Origin of the sequence: Sphingomonas sp. ASY06-1R (assembly GCF_052180265.1) — a bacterium.
In the GTDB taxonomy this organism is placed as follows: Bacteria; Pseudomonadota; Alphaproteobacteria; order Sphingomonadales; family Sphingomonadaceae; genus Sphingomonas_I.
On sequence record NZ_CP197464.1, the window covers coordinates 2,253,311 to 2,267,846 of the forward strand.

At 63.3% G+C, this 14,536-nt stretch carries 13 protein-coding genes and 1 pseudogene; 8 read left to right on the forward strand and 6 right to left on the reverse strand.

Annotated elements, in window-relative coordinates:
• The first annotated feature begins 26 nt into the window (after positions 1 to 26).
• The 4 genes and pseudogenes from purM (at position 27) to ACSBM8_RS10915 (ending at position 3,307) form a co-directional block, all read left to right on the forward strand.
• The gene (gene purM / locus ACSBM8_RS10900) at positions 27 to 1,118 is read left to right on the forward strand and encodes a phosphoribosylformylglycinamidine cyclo-ligase (RefSeq protein ID WP_442678050.1); all 1,092 of its coding nucleotides are present in this window, start codon (positions 27 to 29) and stop codon (positions 1,116 to 1,118) included.
• Positions 1,111 to 2,059, forward strand: a pseudogene (purN, locus tag ACSBM8_RS10905) (phosphoribosylglycinamide formyltransferase). The gene purM and the pseudogene purN overlap by 8 nt, the downstream one beginning before the upstream one ends.
• On the forward strand, positions 2,056 to 2,688 hold the full coding sequence (locus tag ACSBM8_RS10910; RefSeq protein WP_442678051.1) for a hypothetical protein: 633 nt from the start codon (positions 2,056 to 2,058) through the stop codon (positions 2,686 to 2,688). The pseudogene purN and the gene ACSBM8_RS10910 overlap by 4 nt, the downstream one beginning before the upstream one ends.
• Positions 2,689 to 2,776: 88 nt before the next feature.
• Positions 2,777 to 3,307, forward strand: a complete 531-nt coding sequence (locus ACSBM8_RS10915) for a DUF6265 family protein (RefSeq protein ID WP_442678052.1) — start codon at positions 2,777 to 2,779, stop codon at positions 3,305 to 3,307.
• A gap of 16 nt (positions 3,308 to 3,323) precedes the next feature.
• On the opposite strand, the gene ACSBM8_RS10920 is transcribed toward ACSBM8_RS10915, so the two are convergent.
• The 5 genes from ACSBM8_RS10920 to ACSBM8_RS10940 all read right to left on the reverse strand — a co-directional run bounded on the left by ACSBM8_RS10920 (position 3,324) and on the right by ACSBM8_RS10940 (position 7,462).
• Positions 3,324 to 3,737, reverse strand: coding sequence for a DUF983 domain-containing protein (locus ACSBM8_RS10920; protein WP_442678053.1), 414 nt, complete (start codon positions 3,735 to 3,737; stop codon positions 3,324 to 3,326).
• A 174-nt stretch (positions 3,738 to 3,911) separates the two neighbouring features.
• On the reverse strand, positions 3,912 to 4,334 hold the full coding sequence (ndk, locus tag ACSBM8_RS10925; RefSeq protein ID WP_442678054.1) for a nucleoside-diphosphate kinase: 423 nt from the start codon (positions 4,332 to 4,334) through the stop codon (positions 3,912 to 3,914).
• Positions 4,335 to 4,565: 231 nt separating this feature from the next.
• Complete coding sequence (locus tag ACSBM8_RS10930) at positions 4,566 to 5,348, reverse strand: IclR family transcriptional regulator (RefSeq protein WP_442678055.1); 783 nt, start codon at positions 5,346 to 5,348, stop codon at positions 4,566 to 4,568.
• 250 nt (positions 5,349 to 5,598) lie between these two features.
• Positions 5,599 to 5,946 (reverse strand): L-rhamnose mutarotase, encoded by a 348-nt coding sequence (locus ACSBM8_RS10935; RefSeq protein ID WP_442678056.1) that lies wholly within the window; start codon positions 5,944 to 5,946, stop codon positions 5,599 to 5,601.
• Positions 5,947 to 5,965: 19 nt separating this feature from the next.
• On the reverse strand, positions 5,966 to 7,462 hold the full coding sequence (locus ACSBM8_RS10940; RefSeq protein ID WP_442678057.1) for a UxaA family hydrolase: 1,497 nt from the start codon (positions 7,460 to 7,462) through the stop codon (positions 5,966 to 5,968).
• A gap of 653 nt (positions 7,463 to 8,115) precedes the next feature.
• On the opposite strand from ACSBM8_RS10940, the gene ACSBM8_RS10945 reads away from it, so the two are divergent.
• From ACSBM8_RS10945 to ACSBM8_RS10960, 4 genes are all read left to right on the forward strand, one after another.
• Positions 8,116 to 9,072 (forward strand): zinc-binding alcohol dehydrogenase family protein, encoded by a 957-nt coding sequence (locus tag ACSBM8_RS10945; protein ID WP_442678058.1) that lies wholly within the window; start codon positions 8,116 to 8,118, stop codon positions 9,070 to 9,072.
• On the forward strand, positions 9,044 to 10,096 hold the full coding sequence (locus ACSBM8_RS10950) for an aldo/keto reductase (RefSeq protein WP_442678059.1): 1,053 nt from the start codon (positions 9,044 to 9,046) through the stop codon (positions 10,094 to 10,096). Before ACSBM8_RS10945 ends, ACSBM8_RS10950 begins: the two co-directional genes overlap by 29 nt.
• Before the next feature lie 62 nt (positions 10,097 to 10,158).
• Entirely contained in the window at positions 10,159 to 11,466 is a 1,308-nt protein-coding gene (fucP, locus tag ACSBM8_RS10955) for an L-fucose:H+ symporter permease (RefSeq protein ID WP_442681564.1), read from the forward strand.
• A 171-nt stretch (positions 11,467 to 11,637) separates the two neighbouring features.
• Complete coding sequence (locus tag ACSBM8_RS10960; RefSeq protein ID WP_442678060.1) at positions 11,638 to 12,486, forward strand: amidohydrolase family protein; 849 nt, start codon at positions 11,638 to 11,640, stop codon at positions 12,484 to 12,486.
• 516 nt (positions 12,487 to 13,002) lie between these two features.
• Here ACSBM8_RS10960 and ACSBM8_RS10965 read toward each other — a convergent pair.
• Complete coding sequence (locus tag ACSBM8_RS10965; protein ID WP_442681565.1) at positions 13,003 to 14,466, reverse strand: leucyl aminopeptidase; 1,464 nt, start codon at positions 14,464 to 14,466, stop codon at positions 13,003 to 13,005.
• Positions 14,467 to 14,536: the final 70 nt, after the last annotated feature.

Genomic DNA, 14,536 nt, shown 5'->3' on the forward strand with positions numbered 1-14,536 from the left:
AAGCAGGATATGGATAGGCGCGCTGGATGAGCGGTGAATCCTACAGCTACGCCAAGGCTGGCGTGTCGATCGCGGCAGGCAATGCGCTGGTCAATGCGATCAAACCTCTGGTGCGCGCGACGCGCCGACCGGGCGCGGATGCGGAGATTGGCGGCTTCGGCGGCTTCTTCGATCTCAAGGCGGCCGGCTATGACGATCCGCTGCTGGTGGCGGCGAATGACGGCGTCGGCACAAAGCTGAAGCTCGCGATCGATAGCGGGCGACACGATACGGTCGGCATCGATCTGGTGGCGATGTGCGTCAACGATCTGATCGTCCAGGGGGCCGAACCCCTCTTCTTTTTGGATTATTTCGCCACCGGCAAACTGGACACGGGCATTGCGGAACAGGTGATCGCCGGTATCGCCAAAGGCTGCCAGATTGCCGGATGCGCGCTGATCGGCGGCGAGACCGCGGAGATGCCGGGCATGTATGCGCCGGGCGATTATGATCTGGCGGGGTTCTCGGTCGGCGCGGTCGAGCGCGCGCAGGCCCTTACCGGTACGAAGGTGGCGGCGGGCGACATCCTGCTCGGCCTCGCATCCTCGGGCATACATTCCAATGGCTACTCCCTGGTTCGGCGCCTGGCGGCCGACAAAGAGTGGAAGCTCGATCGGCCGGCCTTGTTCGATCAGGATCGCCTGTTGATCGACCTGCTGATGGAGCCGACCCGAATCTATGTTCGCGCGCTGCTGCCGCTGCTCCGCGACGGCAAGATCAGTGCGCTGGCGCACATCACCGGTGGTGGCCTGCTGGAGAATATCCCGCGCGTGCTCCCCGACGAACTGCACGCGACCGTGGATGCCGATCGCTGGCCCCAACCACGCCTGATGGCGTTCCTGCAGGCCCAGGGTGCGATCGAGCCCGAGGAAATGGCGCGCACCTTCAATTGCGGCATCGGCATGGTCGCCGCGGTGCGGCCGGACGATGTCGCCGACGTCACCGCAGCGCTGGAAGAATCCGGCGAGACCGTCTTCGCGATCGGCGAGGTGGCGCATGGCGCGCGCGGCTGCACGGTTTATGGCACCGCCGGCACGTGGAGCGCGCGCGCCAATTGGTCCGCCTCGCATCATGGCTGATGAACGCGCCAAGGTCGGCATCCTGATTTCGGGGCGCGGTTCCAACATGGCCGCGCTGGTCGATGCCGCCCGCGCAGAGAGCTGCCCGTTTGACGTCGCGCTGGTCGTATCCAACGTTGCCGACGCGCCCGGCCTGGCCTATGCCGCCGCGAACGGCATCCCGACCTTCGCCGCCAGCCATATCGGAATGAAGCGCGCCGAATTCGACACGTTGATCGATGGAGCGCTGCGGGATGCGGGCGTCCGCTACGTCGCGCTGGCGGGTTATATGCGGCTGCTCTCGCCCGGCTTCGTCGACAGATGGGCCGGGCATATGGTCAACATCCACCCTTCGCTGCTGCCCGCGTACAAGGGGCTCGACACGCATCAACGTGCGATCGACGCCGGCGAGTCGCGCCATGGCTGCACCGTCCATATCGTCACCGCCGAACTGGATGACGGCCCGATCCTGGCACAGGCAGAAGTCCCGATCTTGCCGGGCGACGATGCCGAGACGCTGGCCGCACGCGTGCTGATCGAGGAGCATCGCCTGTATCCTGCCGCCTTGGCGGCGCTGGTGACGCGTGAGCCCTGATCCCGCAGGCGATACGGCCCGGTTGCGGGCCATCGCCTTCGCTCTGCCGCGCACGGCCGAAAAAGTGTCGCACGGCATGCCCTGTTTCTACATCGACAAGGGCAAGACGTTCGCCTGGTACACGCACAATCATCATGGCGACGGTACCAGCGCAATTCTGGTCAAGACGAGCGGCGACGAAGAACAGACCATGCTGATCGAGGCGGACCCGGAAACCTATTTCCGTCCCGCTTATTTTGGCCATGCCGGCTGGGTCGGTATCCGGGTCGATCGGGCGGAGGTCGACTGGGATCATATCGCCGACCGGGTCGAGACGAGCTGGCGGATGGTCGCGCCGCGTAAAGTGCTGGAGGATTATAATCGATGAGCGACACACCCAAGGAACGTGAGGAAGCCGCGCGTGTCCGTCGTCGCCTGCTGAACTTGGGCGAAGTGGTGGCGCTGCTTGCGGTCCTGATATCCGGCCTGACCTTCTGGAACAGCTATCGCGAGCGCACCAATGCGGAAGCGCAGCATGCCGCCGAAAGCGCGCAATCGGCCAAGAAGGCGACCGTCATGATCCTCAAGGCGACGCCGGACAAGGAAGGGCGTACCCTTACGCTGGTGCCGCGTGCAGATGAGCAGGCGGTGCAAAGCCAGACGATCCGCTTCCCGAGCAAATTGGGCCTGTCGCCGGCAGAGACGAGCAGCGACACGCGGATTGAGAAGAGCTGGTTCGAAAGCGCTCTCGTCAGCGCTCGCAAGGCCGCCAATGCCGAGGATTCGCCCGGCGATGCGCGCATGCCGGTGTTGATCGAGACCCACTATCTGGCTGACGGCGATCCACACGTCGATATGGCGATTTACGAGATCGGTTATGCCACCAGCCACAGCTTCCTGGGTGGCACCGACATCCACTTGCGCGGACTGTCGCGAACCTCCGAGGTAGCGAATAGTGATGCGGGCCAGAAAAAGATCGATGCCCTTTGGGCGACGCGCATGGCGCCGAAGAAGTGACCCGGCTCCTCCGGTAAATTGGTATATCGCCTAGCCTTCAAGCTACAGGCAGGCGCGCAGACTAGACCAGCGGTGGCAAACTATTAGGATGCGTTCACCTGATGGGGAGCTGGACCTGATGCGCGCCTTTACGGCTTTCGTCCTTGCTGTTTCAACGCCTGTGGCGGCGCAGCACACACGCGCGATGACGGATGCGACGCCCCCGCCGGCCTCGGTGGACCAGCTTGCCTGGCTCGCGGGGAGCTGGGTCGGTTCGGGAATGGGTGCCAGGGTCACCGAAACCTACTCCGCGCAACTTGGCGGCCGCATCACCGGTCATTTCGCGATGGCGGATGGGAAAGGCGGCGTCGCCTTCACAGAGCTTGTCGACTACGTCCCCATGGGCCGATCGCTCGCCTATCGGGTACGCCACTTCAACCCTGACATGACGGGATGGGAAGACAAGACGGGCAAAGCCGTCCTGTTCCCGCTGGTCGCGGTCGAGAAGGATCACTGGTTCTTCGACGGCATGACGATTGAACGCACCGCCGCGGATGCGATGACAATGTGGGTGCGAACGAGCCACAAGGGGAAGGCGAGCGAGGTTCCGTTTCACTTCACCCGTGCGCCGCAACCATGATCACGCTCCGATGCGCTCACCTGGGCGGGGCCAATCTGCCCTCTTCCGCCTTGAAATAGAATTGGCTGGCGATCAGCCATCCTTTGATCGGCCGTAACGGCCCGACCGTGGATAGTATCACCACCGGCAGACCGATGACGAGATAGACCCACAGCGGTGGATCCCAGGCGATTGCCAGGATCAGAATGAAGATGACGCCCGGCACGCAGGCAAAGAGTTGGACGAAGACGGCGGGACCATCGGCCGGATCGGCAAAGGCATAATCGAGGCCGCACACCTCGCAATGATCGCGGATCGTCAGGAAGCCATTGAAAATATGACCGCGGCCGCAGCGCGGACAGCGCCCGCGCAGACCGGTGCTGATCGGCGGCAAACTGGGCCAGCGATGCCCGGAGGCATCGGTAAACTGGGCATCGTCGGGCTGCGGCATGCGTGTATTCCTGGAGGCAATCGAAATCGCCTTGCCACGAAATGAAGTTCGCGTCGCCAGGACGTATTGTCCAAGGTCGGCATGCAGCCCGGCGGGAGCCCTTACGCACGCTGGGGCCCAAGTCGAGTTCGACCTGAGCCCCAGCCCACGCGTTAAACTTGCAAGTGCCGAAAATTAGCCGACAATTTCTTCCGGCTTGAAGAAATAAGCGATCTCGATCGCCGCATTCTCGTCGCTGTCGGAACCGTGGACGCTATTTGCCTCGATCGACTCGGCCAGTTCCTTACGGATCGTACCGGCATCGGCGTTCGCCGGATTGGTCGCGCCCATGATGTCGCGATTGCGCTTCACCGCATCCTCGCCCTCAAGCACCTGCACCACAACGGGGCCAGAGATCATGAAGCTGACCAGATCGTTGAAGAAGGGGCGCTCGCGGTGCACGCCGTAAAAGCCCTCGGCCTGGTCCTTGGACATCTGGATGCGCTTGGACGCAACGACGCGCAGGCCTGCCTCCTCCAGCATCTTGGTGACGGCGCCGGTCAGGTTGCGGCGGGTCGCGTCGGGCTTGATGATCGAGAAGGTGCGTGTCGTCGCCATGGCGGTGCCATTGCTCCATATTTTAGGGTGGTGTGGAGATTGGCGCGCCTCTACCCGCGCTGCGTTCGGCTGGCAACATCCCATACAGGGGCTCTAGTCCGAGGCGCCCCTCAAACCCATTCACAAATATTGATGAAAAAAATTGCGATCATGAACTGCGGGTTTCGGCCCGCAGTTCACTTTTTAGAATGGAGGGCGGTCCCGTCAGCGTCGCCCGCATAAGGACGGGGCTTATTCCGGCTGGTATCCCAGCCGATCCGAGACACGGGCCGTGGCGGTGCGAAGCATGTCGCGCACCGCATCCATGCCCACCTTTTGGGATCCGTCGATCAACTCCAGGAAAGGCACGGTCAGCGCCGCAACGACGTTGCGATCGAAACCAAAGACGGGAAAGCTGATGTCCGTGACGCCGTAGGTGATCGGGCTTTTGCGGCTATCATAGCCAAGCCGGCGGATCACAGCGATGCGATCCGACAGCCAGCTGCGATCGACCTTGATATTCCGCTCCTCTTCCGCGGCGCGCACGATCCGCTCGGCGCGCTGGATATTCGAAAAGGTCAGGATCACCTGGCCGGAGCAGCTGTTGATGATGTCAATCTGCGCACCAACCTTCAACGCGAACCCCCGCGTGCCCGGCTGCTCCTCGCGCGCGATCACAAGACCCCGCCCGCCGCTGGGCACGACAAGGTGGCAGGACTGCCCAGCCTCCAGCGCCAGGATTTGCATTTCCGGCAAAGCTGCCCGGATGAGATCCTGTGCCGGTGTGGCGCGATAAGCGAGATCCAGCAGCTTATACGCCACCGTATAGCGGTCACTGGTCAGCGATTTACGGAGATAGCCGAGTTGCTCCAGCACGACGATGATACGAAACAGCTCGCCAACCGAGCGATTGAGCTGGGTCGCAATTTCGCTGATCAACGCGCCTTCGGGCCGTGTCGCCAAGGCTTCGAGAATTTCGAACGCTTTCTCGATCGCCGGAGCTGCATAGGTCCCTTTAAGCGCCGCGCGTGCCATATTTCGCTATCCATCCTGATGTTGGGAGCAGTTCGCCCGATTGAGGTGCGTGCGCAAGCCGGATCGTGCGCAGATTGGCGCCCACGGCGACCTCGACAAACCGGCCTGCCCGACGCTGACCGATCAACGGAACGGCATCCGTCGAACCCCCTACCCGACGATAGGATCTCGCGCTCACGCGGGCGTAGGCGGCGCCAAACAGGAAGATCGTGCCGCTCGACGCATCAGCGGTCCGGCCGCCGCACGTCCTTCACGAGGTGGGTTGCGCAGCAAGATCGTAAATGCGTTCGGCCGCTATCCTCTTCTGGCCAGCAGGGGCAAATGGCAGCGGCCGCTGCAACCGATCCATAAGCGTCTCCCACGCCCGTACGTCAGGATCCGACGCGCTCCGTTCGACGCTCGCGGCCGTGTAGGCAGGGGTGGTTTCCATCACCATCGCCAGCCGGTCGCCGACATGCCAGATTTCCATGCTCGCAATGCCGCTTTCGCGGATAGCGCGTGTGACGGCTTCCGGCGGACCGCCCGGGCGATGCCAATTGCGGTAGGCGGCTATCGCCTCCTCGTCGTCGACCAGGTCTAGTAACAAGACATGCCTCATGGCGTTTCGCTGCCTATGGTTACAACCAAGCGCCGAGTTGCCACGGCACGAATTCGAAATCGCCGATGCCCAGCGCTTCCGACTTCGTGGGCTGGCCCGACGCGACGGCCAGCAAGGTCTTGAAGATGGTGGCGCCAATTTCCTCGAGCGGCATGCCGTCGAGCACAGGCGAACAATCGATGTCGATATCGTCGGCCATCGATCGCGCCAAAGCGGCATTCGATGCCAGCTTCAAACAGGGCGTCGGCTGGGCACCGAACACCGATCCGCGCCCGGTGGTGAAGGCGAGCAGATTGGCGCCGGATGCAATTTGTCCGGTGGCCGAACAGGGATCGTATCCCGGCGAATCCATAAAGATCAGCCCGCGCGCCTTGGGTCGCTCCGCATAAAGCACGACCTCGTTCAGCGGGCTCGATCCGGCCTTGGCGACCGCGCCAAGCGACTTTTCGAAGATAGTCGTGAGACCACCCGCTTTGTTGCCGGGCGAGGGATTGTTATCCAGGTCCGCACCGTTGCGCGCGGCATAATCCTCCCACCAGGCGATCCGGCCTTGGAGCGCGCGTTGCACATCCGCGGTGCGCGCCCGCGCCAGCAGCAGATGCTCGGCCCCGTAAATCTCCGGCGTCTCGGACAGAATGGCGGTGCCGCCGGCGCGCACCAGCAGGTCGCTTGCCACCCCCAGTGCCGGATTGGCGGTGACACCCGACCAGCCATCCGATCCGCCACATTGCAGCCCGAGGACGAGATCCGCCGCCGAGCAGGTCGAACGACGATCGCCGCCGGCCTGTTCGATCAACTCTTCCACGATCCGGATACCGGCGGCGATGGCCTGTGCGGTCCCACCCGAATCCTGGATGCCAAGCGTGCGCAGCCGCGGGCCAGGCAGGAGGCCCTGACGATCCAGCATCTCATCGATCTGCGCAACCTCGCAGCCAAGGCCGATGACGAGCACCCCGCCGAAATTGGGATTGCGCGCATAGCCAGCCAGCGTCCGCTCCAGCGTTTCGAAGCCCTCGCCCGCCTTAGACATGCCGCAGCCGCTGCCATGCGTGAAGGGCGCGACCGTATCGACATTGGGAAAGACCCGATCCTCGAAATTCCGGGCGATGCGGCGCACGACCGTCGCCGAGCAATTCACGCTGGCGATGATGCCGATCGCGTTGCGCGTACCGGCGCCGCCTCCTTCGCGGCGATAGCCATCGAAACTGGCTGAGATGGGCGCAAGATCGGCCGCATGCACCGATCCGCTTTCCTGCCCTATGGCTGCGTCATGCGTGCCGACAATCAGATTGTGGCTATGAACATGCTCGCCCGCCGCAATCGGTTGGCTAGCGATTCCAATCGGATGGCCATATTTGCGGACCACACCCCCCGCCGGGATCGCATGCAGCGCAACCTTATGCGCGGCAGGAACGGGCTGGCGCAGCGCAACCCCACATATTTGCGCACCCGCCTCGAGCGGAAGCGTAAGGACCGCGACATCGTCGCTTGGTGAAAGCTGCAGAGCGTGGCTCATATGCCACACCCGTCTGACGGCAGCATTTCCAATATTTCATGCATGCTATTCGGATCGCATATTGGCGAAACCATTGTCCACCCCTTACTCTCCGTTGGACGCAGCCGCCTGTCCTGAAAGGGAAAGGGTTTAGCGCACTATCGGCTTTTCATGATTACCATATCGGAAGCCCCGGCGTCTCTCCATCCCGCCTGTGCAGGTTTCGGTGGATCGCACATCCTGATCCCAGCAGCCGGAGTAATGGCGGTCCGACAGGGCATCTCAATACAGCAGCGCATATCGTTTGCCTTACTACAAGACCGCAGTTTTCCTGGTCAACGCTATGGGTCATTCGGCCGATACCGCGAGTTCGCGAACGGCGAAAATGCACTCGGGCGACGCGCCCGGGAGCATTTTGTTGCGCGGAGCAATCGCCCGCGGTGATCCTACTTGCCGACAAAGGAACATCGTGGTCGCTTGTTGCTCTTTGCACACTTGCGCAGTCATGCTGGTATCCTGGTGGAAAAGCACCGCAAAAACGGCGGCGTGATTTATCTACAAAAGCACTGTTGCATATATGATAGTAGATGGTTAGCCGAGGGCGAGGGAGATGCGCCGCCATGAAAGCCGTCATTTGTGAAGCCCCTGGCCGGCTCAGTATCATTGATCGGCCGATGCCTTCCGCATCGGCAGCCGAAGTATTGATCCGTATTCGCAGCGTGGGACTTTGCGGGACTGACTTCCACATTTTCGCCGGGCGGCACCCATATCTCGCCTATCCGCGGGTGATGGGTCACGAGCTGGCGGGCGAGATCGAACAGGCGTCGCCGGGATCCCGCTTCCAGCCGGGCCAGAGGGTGGCGGTCAATCCTTATCTGGCATGCGGTACGTGCATTGCCTGCCGCAACGGCAAGCCCAATGCCTGCATGTATATCAGCGTATTGGGCGTCCATGCGGATGGCGGCATGTGCGAGTTGCTGGCGGTTCCGGAAAGTGCGGTGATCGACGCGACCGGCCTAACGCTCGATCAGGCGGCGATGATCGAATTCCTGGCGATCGGATGCCATGCGGTCGGGCGGGCGGATGTCGCTGCGCAGGACCGCGTTCTGGTGGTCGGCGCAGGCCCGATCGGCATTGCGGTCGGGTTGTTTGCGCGCTTCCGCGGCGGTGACGTGACGTTGGTGGATACACGACCGACCCGGCTGGACTATGCACGCGCTCGGCTTGGCTTTGCCGATGTGGCCGAGGTCTCCCCCGATCTGGCCGATGCCTTGCGCGACCGGACCGGCGGAGAGATGTTCGACATCGTATTCGATGCAACAGGATCGCTAAAGGCGATGGCGCAAAGCCTGAACTATGTCGCTCATGGCGGGTCGCTCGTGCTGGTCGGTGTGGCCCCGGGCGATCTTGTCCTGCCCGACCCGGAATTTCACAAGCGCGAGACGACGCTGCTGGCGAGCCGCAATGCGCTCAATCAGGATTTCGAGCAGGTCATCGCCGCGATCAAGAGCGGCGCGATCCCGACCGATGCATTACACACGCATAGCCTGGAAGCCGGAGATCTCCCAGAAGGCTTACCGAACCTGATCGCGGAGGCGGATCATGTCCTCAAGGCCATCGCACATTTCTGATTCCGCCGCTGCAGGCGGCACAGCCGGCCAGAGCAATGGTCGACGCGGCCGTCTGCTCGATCGTTTGGCACAGGAAGGCCCGCTCGGCCTGGGCACCGCGCCGCTCGGCAACCTGTATCGGGCGATGGACGACGCCGGCGCGCGTGCCACGGTCGATGCGGCCTGGGATGCGGGCGTGCGCTATTTCGACACGGCGCCCTTCTATGGTTTCGGGCTGAGCGAACGGCGTCTTGGGGACGCGTTGCGCGAGCGTGCCCGCGATGCGTTTCTTCTATCGACCAAGGTCGGACGATTGCTGCGGCCCGGGGTGGCCGAACCGGGACGTCACGGCTTCCTGTCGTCGATGCCGTTCGAACCCAGTTTCGATTATAGTTATGACGGGATCATGCGATCGTTCGAGGCAAGCCTGCAGCGGCTTGGCCTGGCGCGTATCGACATCTTGCTGATGCACGATATCGGCCGGGTGACGCATGGCGCCGATCATCCGCGCCATCTCCAGGATGCAATCGACGGCGGCTTTCGTGCGATGGCGGCGTTGCGCGATCAGGGGGCGGTTTCGGCGATCGGACTAGGCGTCAACGAGATCGAAATTTGCACCGAGGCGCTGCAGTACGCCGACCTCGACCTCTTTCTCGTAGCTGGCCGCTACACGTTGCTTAATCAGGAGGCCGGCGCATTTTTCGACGAATGCCGCATCAGGAATGTCGGCATCGTCGCCGCCGGCGTCTTCAACTCGGGCATTCTGGCGACGGGGACGACCGGCGGCAGCGCGCATTATGATTACGAACCTGCCTCTGCGGAAATCCTGCGCCGCGTCGATGCGATCGAAAGGCTGTGCGCGCGTTTCGAAACGCCGCTTCCCGCCGCCGCACTCCAATTCGTTGCACGCCATGCCAGCATCACGACGGTGCTGATCGGGGCCGGCAACCCGGCTGAGGCCGCGCAGTCGGTCGCGCTGCTGGAACGGCCAATTCCGGCGGAATTCTGGATTGCGCTGCAAAGCGAGGGTCTTTTAGCCGGCTAGTCGCGTTCGAGATAACCAAACATTGCCCAAAATATAAAGAACAGGAGCAGGACGTGGCCATCATGATGCAGGAACCGCCGGCTTCGCCCGGTGGATCGCAGGCACAACAGTTCGTCATCCCAGCGTACCGCTGGGGCTTTGTCCTGGTCGTCAGCTTGTTCTTCCTGTGGGCGATCGCCAACAATTTCAACGATATCCTGATCCGGCAATTCCAGAAGGCGCTGGGCGTCGATCGTGCGCAAGCCGGCTTCGTTCAGTTCGTCTTCTACATCGGCTATTTCGTCATGGCCCTGCCCGCGGGACTGCTGATGCGGCAATTAGGCTATCGCGCCGGCATCATCTGCGGCCTGATGCTGTATGCCATGGGGGCACTGCTGTTTCTGCCAGCCTCCTATGCTTTGAGCTACGGCGCCTTCCTGGCGGCCTTGTTCGTTCTCGCTTCTGGTGCGGCTTTCCTGGAAACGGCAGCCGCCGCCTATATCGGCGCGTTCGGCAGCAGCGGCACCGCCGTGCAGCGCCTGAACCTCGCCCAGGCCTTCAACGGCCTGGGCGGCTTCCTCGCGCCGATCGTCGGCGGCTTGTTCATCTTCTCCGGCGTGGAACATTCGGCCGGCACGCTGGCGGCCATGACCTCTGCCGATCTCGCCGCCTACCGCGCGACCGAGGGGACGACCGTGCGCTTGCCCTATCTGCTGCTTGCCTTGACAGCGATGGCGGTTGCGCTGGCCGTGACCAAGGCGCGCCTGCCGAAAGCAATCGTGCCGAACGATGCCGCGCTCGGCACGCAATTCGCGCGCCTGGCGCGGCATCGCCCGTTGATCGGCGCGGTCGTCGCGCAATTCTTCTATGTCGGCGCGCAAGTCGGCATCTGGAGCTATTTCATCGACTATACCAAGAGCGTCGCGCCCCAGCTTTCGGAGCGCGAGGCCGCATTCCTGCTATCTGCCAGCCTGGTCCTGTTCATGGTGGGGCGTTTCCTGGGGACGCTGCTGATGGCGCGCTGGCGCCCGGTGTCGCTGCTGGGGATCTACGCGGTGATCAACGTCGCCCTGTGTGCCGGCGCCGCCACCGGCCACGGATTGCCCGCCCTCGCCGCGCTGATACTCACCAGCTTCTTCATGTCGATCATGTTTCCCACGATCTTTGCGCTGGGTGTTGCCGATCTCGACGCGGATCGGCCGCTGGCATCGTCCTGCATCATCATGGCAGTCATCGGCGGCGCGATTTTTCCGCCGTTGATGGGTTTGGTTTCAGTCCGACTGGCGAGCGTGCCGGTCTCGCTTCTGCTGCCGCTCGGCTGCTTCATGGTTGTCGCCATTTATGCGGGCATGGCGCGGCGGTCCGTGGTTTTGCCCGATGCCTACGCATAGGCAGCCTAGCCAGCACCCGCTGCAATCTGCTTGTATGAGGCACCAATCAAAAGGACGGGATCCGCCCCCCAAACCAGATCGGACGGTGCGTCTCGCCGAAGGAGCCGCATGATTTCGGGTGTTCGATAGAATGACTGGCATATTGCACCGAGCAAGGGAGGCGCGCGCCGCATGATCCGCAGGAAGGTCATCGATGCGCATCAGCATTTCTGGTCGTTGACGACGCCGGGGCATGAATGGCCAACAGCGGCGCTGCCGCGCATCCATCGCGACTTCGGGCCTGCCGATCTGACGCAGGACGCCAGCGCTGCAACGCTGGCCGGGACCGTGCTGGTCCAGTCGCAGCCGAGCGACGCCGATACCGATTGGATGCTCGATCTGGCACGGAATACGGCGCTCGTGCGTGCGGTGGTCGGGTGGGTCGATCTCGCCGCCCCGAGCGCGCCGGATCGGATTATGGCGCTGGCGGGAGAGCCGAAACTGCGAGGCCTGCGTCCGATGCTGCAGTCGATCGAGGATACCGACTGGCTGCTGCGCGAAGACATCGTACCGGCGCTGGAAGCGATGCAGGCGGCCGGGCTTCGGCTGGATGCCCTCGTGCAACCGCGCCACTTACCCATGCTGGCACGGTTCGCCACGCGCTGGCCCGATCTGTCGATCGTCATCGATCATGCCGCCAAACCCTATGCAGCGACCGCAATCCTCCAGCCCTGGGCGGATGAGATCGCTGTGCTCGCCGGGCTTGGCATTCATTGTAAACTGTCCGGCCTTCGTACCGAACAGGCAGCCGATCAGCCGGCCGACGCGCTGAAGCCCTATGTCGAGCATCTGGTCGCCGCCTTCGGCGAGCGGCTGATGTGGGGCAGCGACTGGCCGGTGCTGCTGCTGGCGGGGGACAGCTGGTCCCGCTGGTATGCCGATGCCGCGCGGCTCGCCGCAGATGCCGGCGCCAATGCCGACCAACTCTTCCGCGGCGCTGCCATGAACTTCTATGCACTGGGGGATGTGGATGACGATTAGCAGAGGCAGACTGCCATACCGCTGCGGGTAGGCGTAGTCAGCCTTGGGTCGCCTGAGCGACGCATGACCCAACCCAGCCCAAATGGCCATCGGGTCGAAAGACCGCATCGCGGATGGCCGCCTATCCCTCACCGCACTCCGTGCGGCCGGGGCGACAGGGCTGGGCATCGTGGAACGTCTCCGGTGGGCCGACCGGTCCAGCAGCGGTACCGGGTGCCAGAATGCGAACCGGCTGTCCCGCGGCTATCGACCCGAAAAGCCTGCCTTTTCGCTGATCGCAAGGTTGGGCACCCTGTCGCCACTTGAGGTGACGTGCCTTTTGTCTGCCCCCATCGCTGATCTCCAGACCAGACAGCTTGGTCGCAAGGAACACCATCAGCCCGTCCATCGCGCAATGGTGCGGGACGCCTGCAAGGTGCACGCCTATTGTCCGCCTTAGGCCATCCTACCGAACACGACCGATCGAAGCGCCGCAACAAAAGGCGGCGATTGCAATTTTGCTTTCGGTTGGCCGGCTCAGCCCTCCAGCACGTCCTTCACCCACTGATCCAGCAAGCGCACGCCATAGCCGGTCGCGCCCTTGTCGAACATCGTGCCGGGCTTGGACGCCCACACCATGCCGGCGATGTCGAGATGGGCCCATTTGACGCCCTCGTCGACGAAGCGGGCGATGAATTGCGCCGCCGTGATCGATCCGCCCTCGCGCGGGCCGATATTCTTCATGTCGGCGATCGGGCTGTCGATCAGCTTGTCGTAGACTTCGCCCATCGGCATCCTCCACAACTTCTCGTCGACCTTCTTGCCGGCGGCGACGATCTGCTCCGCCAGCCCATCATCGTTCGAGAAGATGCCGCCATGTTCGTAGCCGAGGCTGACGATCATCGCGCCGGTCAAGGTGGCGAGATCGATGATCGTCTTGGGGTGGTATTTCTGCTGCACCCACCAGATCGCGTCGCAGAGTACCAACCGGCCCTCGGCATCGGTGTTGAGGATTTCGATCGTCTGGCCGGAGCCAGAGGTCACGACGTCGCCGGGACGCTGCGCTTTCCCGTCAGGCATGTTCTCAACCAGCCCGCAGACCGCGATGATGTGCGCCTTGGCCTTGCGCGTCGCCAGCGCCTTCATCGTACCGGCGACGGCCCCTGCCCCGCCCATATCCCACTTCATGTCTTCCATGCCGGGACCTGGCTTCAGGCTGATGCCGCCCGTGTCGAAAGTCACGCCCTTGCCGACGAAAGCGACGGGCTCGGCGGCGCCACCGGTGCCGTCCCATTTCATGCACAGCAGCCGCGCCTCGCGCTCCGAGCCCTGCGACACGCCCAGCAACGCGCCCATGCCGAGCTCCCGCATCGCGGCCTCGTCCAGTACCTCAATCTCGACGCCGAGCGCGGTGAGTTCCTGACAGCGCTCGACGAAGCTTTCCGGGTAAAGGATGTTGGCCGGTTCCGCGACGAGCGTGCGGGTGAAAGCGGCGCCTTCGGCGACGGCCTTCAGGGGTGCCCAGGCAGCCTCTGCCGCATCAACCCCGTCGCCGACCACGATCTCGATCGTTTCCAGCGTCGGCTTCTGCTTGGCGGGCAACTTGGTGCGATAGACATCAAAGCGCCAGCTGCGCAGCATCGCCGCCTGCGCCAGCGCAGCCGCAAACTCCGCGCGCTGCGGGCCGTCGATGCCCGACAGATCGACAACGAGACGTTGCTCGCCCGACGTCAGCAGCCGCGTCACCAAAGCGCTTCCGGCTTTCGCCGCAGCGCGGTCCGCGCCGGTGCCGACCAGCAAGATCTGCCGTATCGTGCCGTCGAGAGTGGCGTGAAGCGCCACGATCGCGCCGGGCTCACCGGCGAAATTCGCGGTCGCGGCCCGGGCGACGTCGACGATTTCGGCGGGCGCGTAGGTTTCGACGGCCTGATCTTTGGCGACCGGCAGGGCGATCGTTTTGGCGTCGGACGGGCGATCGGCCCGGAACGAGATACTAAGCAAGGAATGCGCCTTTCGAGCTGGATGCTCGTCTATTAGGCCGCTCAAGGACACTGTCAAAGGCGACAAAGCG

Excerpts from the sequence above, each read along its gene's own strand:
- ACSBM8_RS10915 (WP_442678052.1), top strand. The coding sequence starts at position 2,777 with ATGCGTTCACCTGATGGGGAGCTGGACCTGATGCGCGCCTTTACGGCT.
- ACSBM8_RS10940 (WP_442678057.1), bottom strand. The coding sequence starts at position 7,462 with ATGAGCCACGCTCTGCAGCTTTCACCAAGCGACGATGTCGCGGTCCTT.
- ACSBM8_RS10960 (WP_442678060.1), top strand. The coding sequence starts at position 11,638 with ATGATCCGCAGGAAGGTCATCGATGCGCATCAGCATTTCTGGTCGTTG.
- fucP (WP_442681564.1), top strand. The coding sequence starts at position 10,159 with ATGATGCAGGAACCGCCGGCTTCGCCCGGTGGATCGCAGGCACAACAG.
- ACSBM8_RS10910 (WP_442678051.1), top strand. The coding sequence starts at position 2,056 with ATGAGCGACACACCCAAGGAACGTGAGGAAGCCGCGCGTGTCCGTCGT.
- ACSBM8_RS10950 (WP_442678059.1), top strand. The coding sequence starts at position 9,044 with ATGTCCTCAAGGCCATCGCACATTTCTGATTCCGCCGCTGCAGGCGGC.
- ACSBM8_RS10945 (WP_442678058.1), top strand. The coding sequence starts at position 8,116 with ATGCCTTCCGCATCGGCAGCCGAAGTATTGATCCGTATTCGCAGCGTG.
- ndk (WP_442678054.1), bottom strand. The coding sequence starts at position 4,334 with ATGGCGACGACACGCACCTTCTCGATCATCAAGCCCGACGCGACCCGC.
- ACSBM8_RS10930 (WP_442678055.1), bottom strand. The coding sequence starts at position 5,348 with ATGGCACGCGCGGCGCTTAAAGGGACCTATGCAGCTCCGGCGATCGAG.
- ACSBM8_RS10920 (WP_442678053.1), bottom strand. The coding sequence starts at position 3,737 with ATGCCGCAGCCCGACGATGCCCAGTTTACCGATGCCTCCGGGCATCGC.
- ACSBM8_RS10935 (WP_442678056.1), bottom strand. The coding sequence starts at position 5,946 with ATGAGGCATGTCTTGTTACTAGACCTGGTCGACGACGAGGAGGCGATA.
- purM (WP_442678050.1), top strand. The coding sequence starts at position 27 with ATGAGCGGTGAATCCTACAGCTACGCCAAGGCTGGCGTGTCGATCGCG.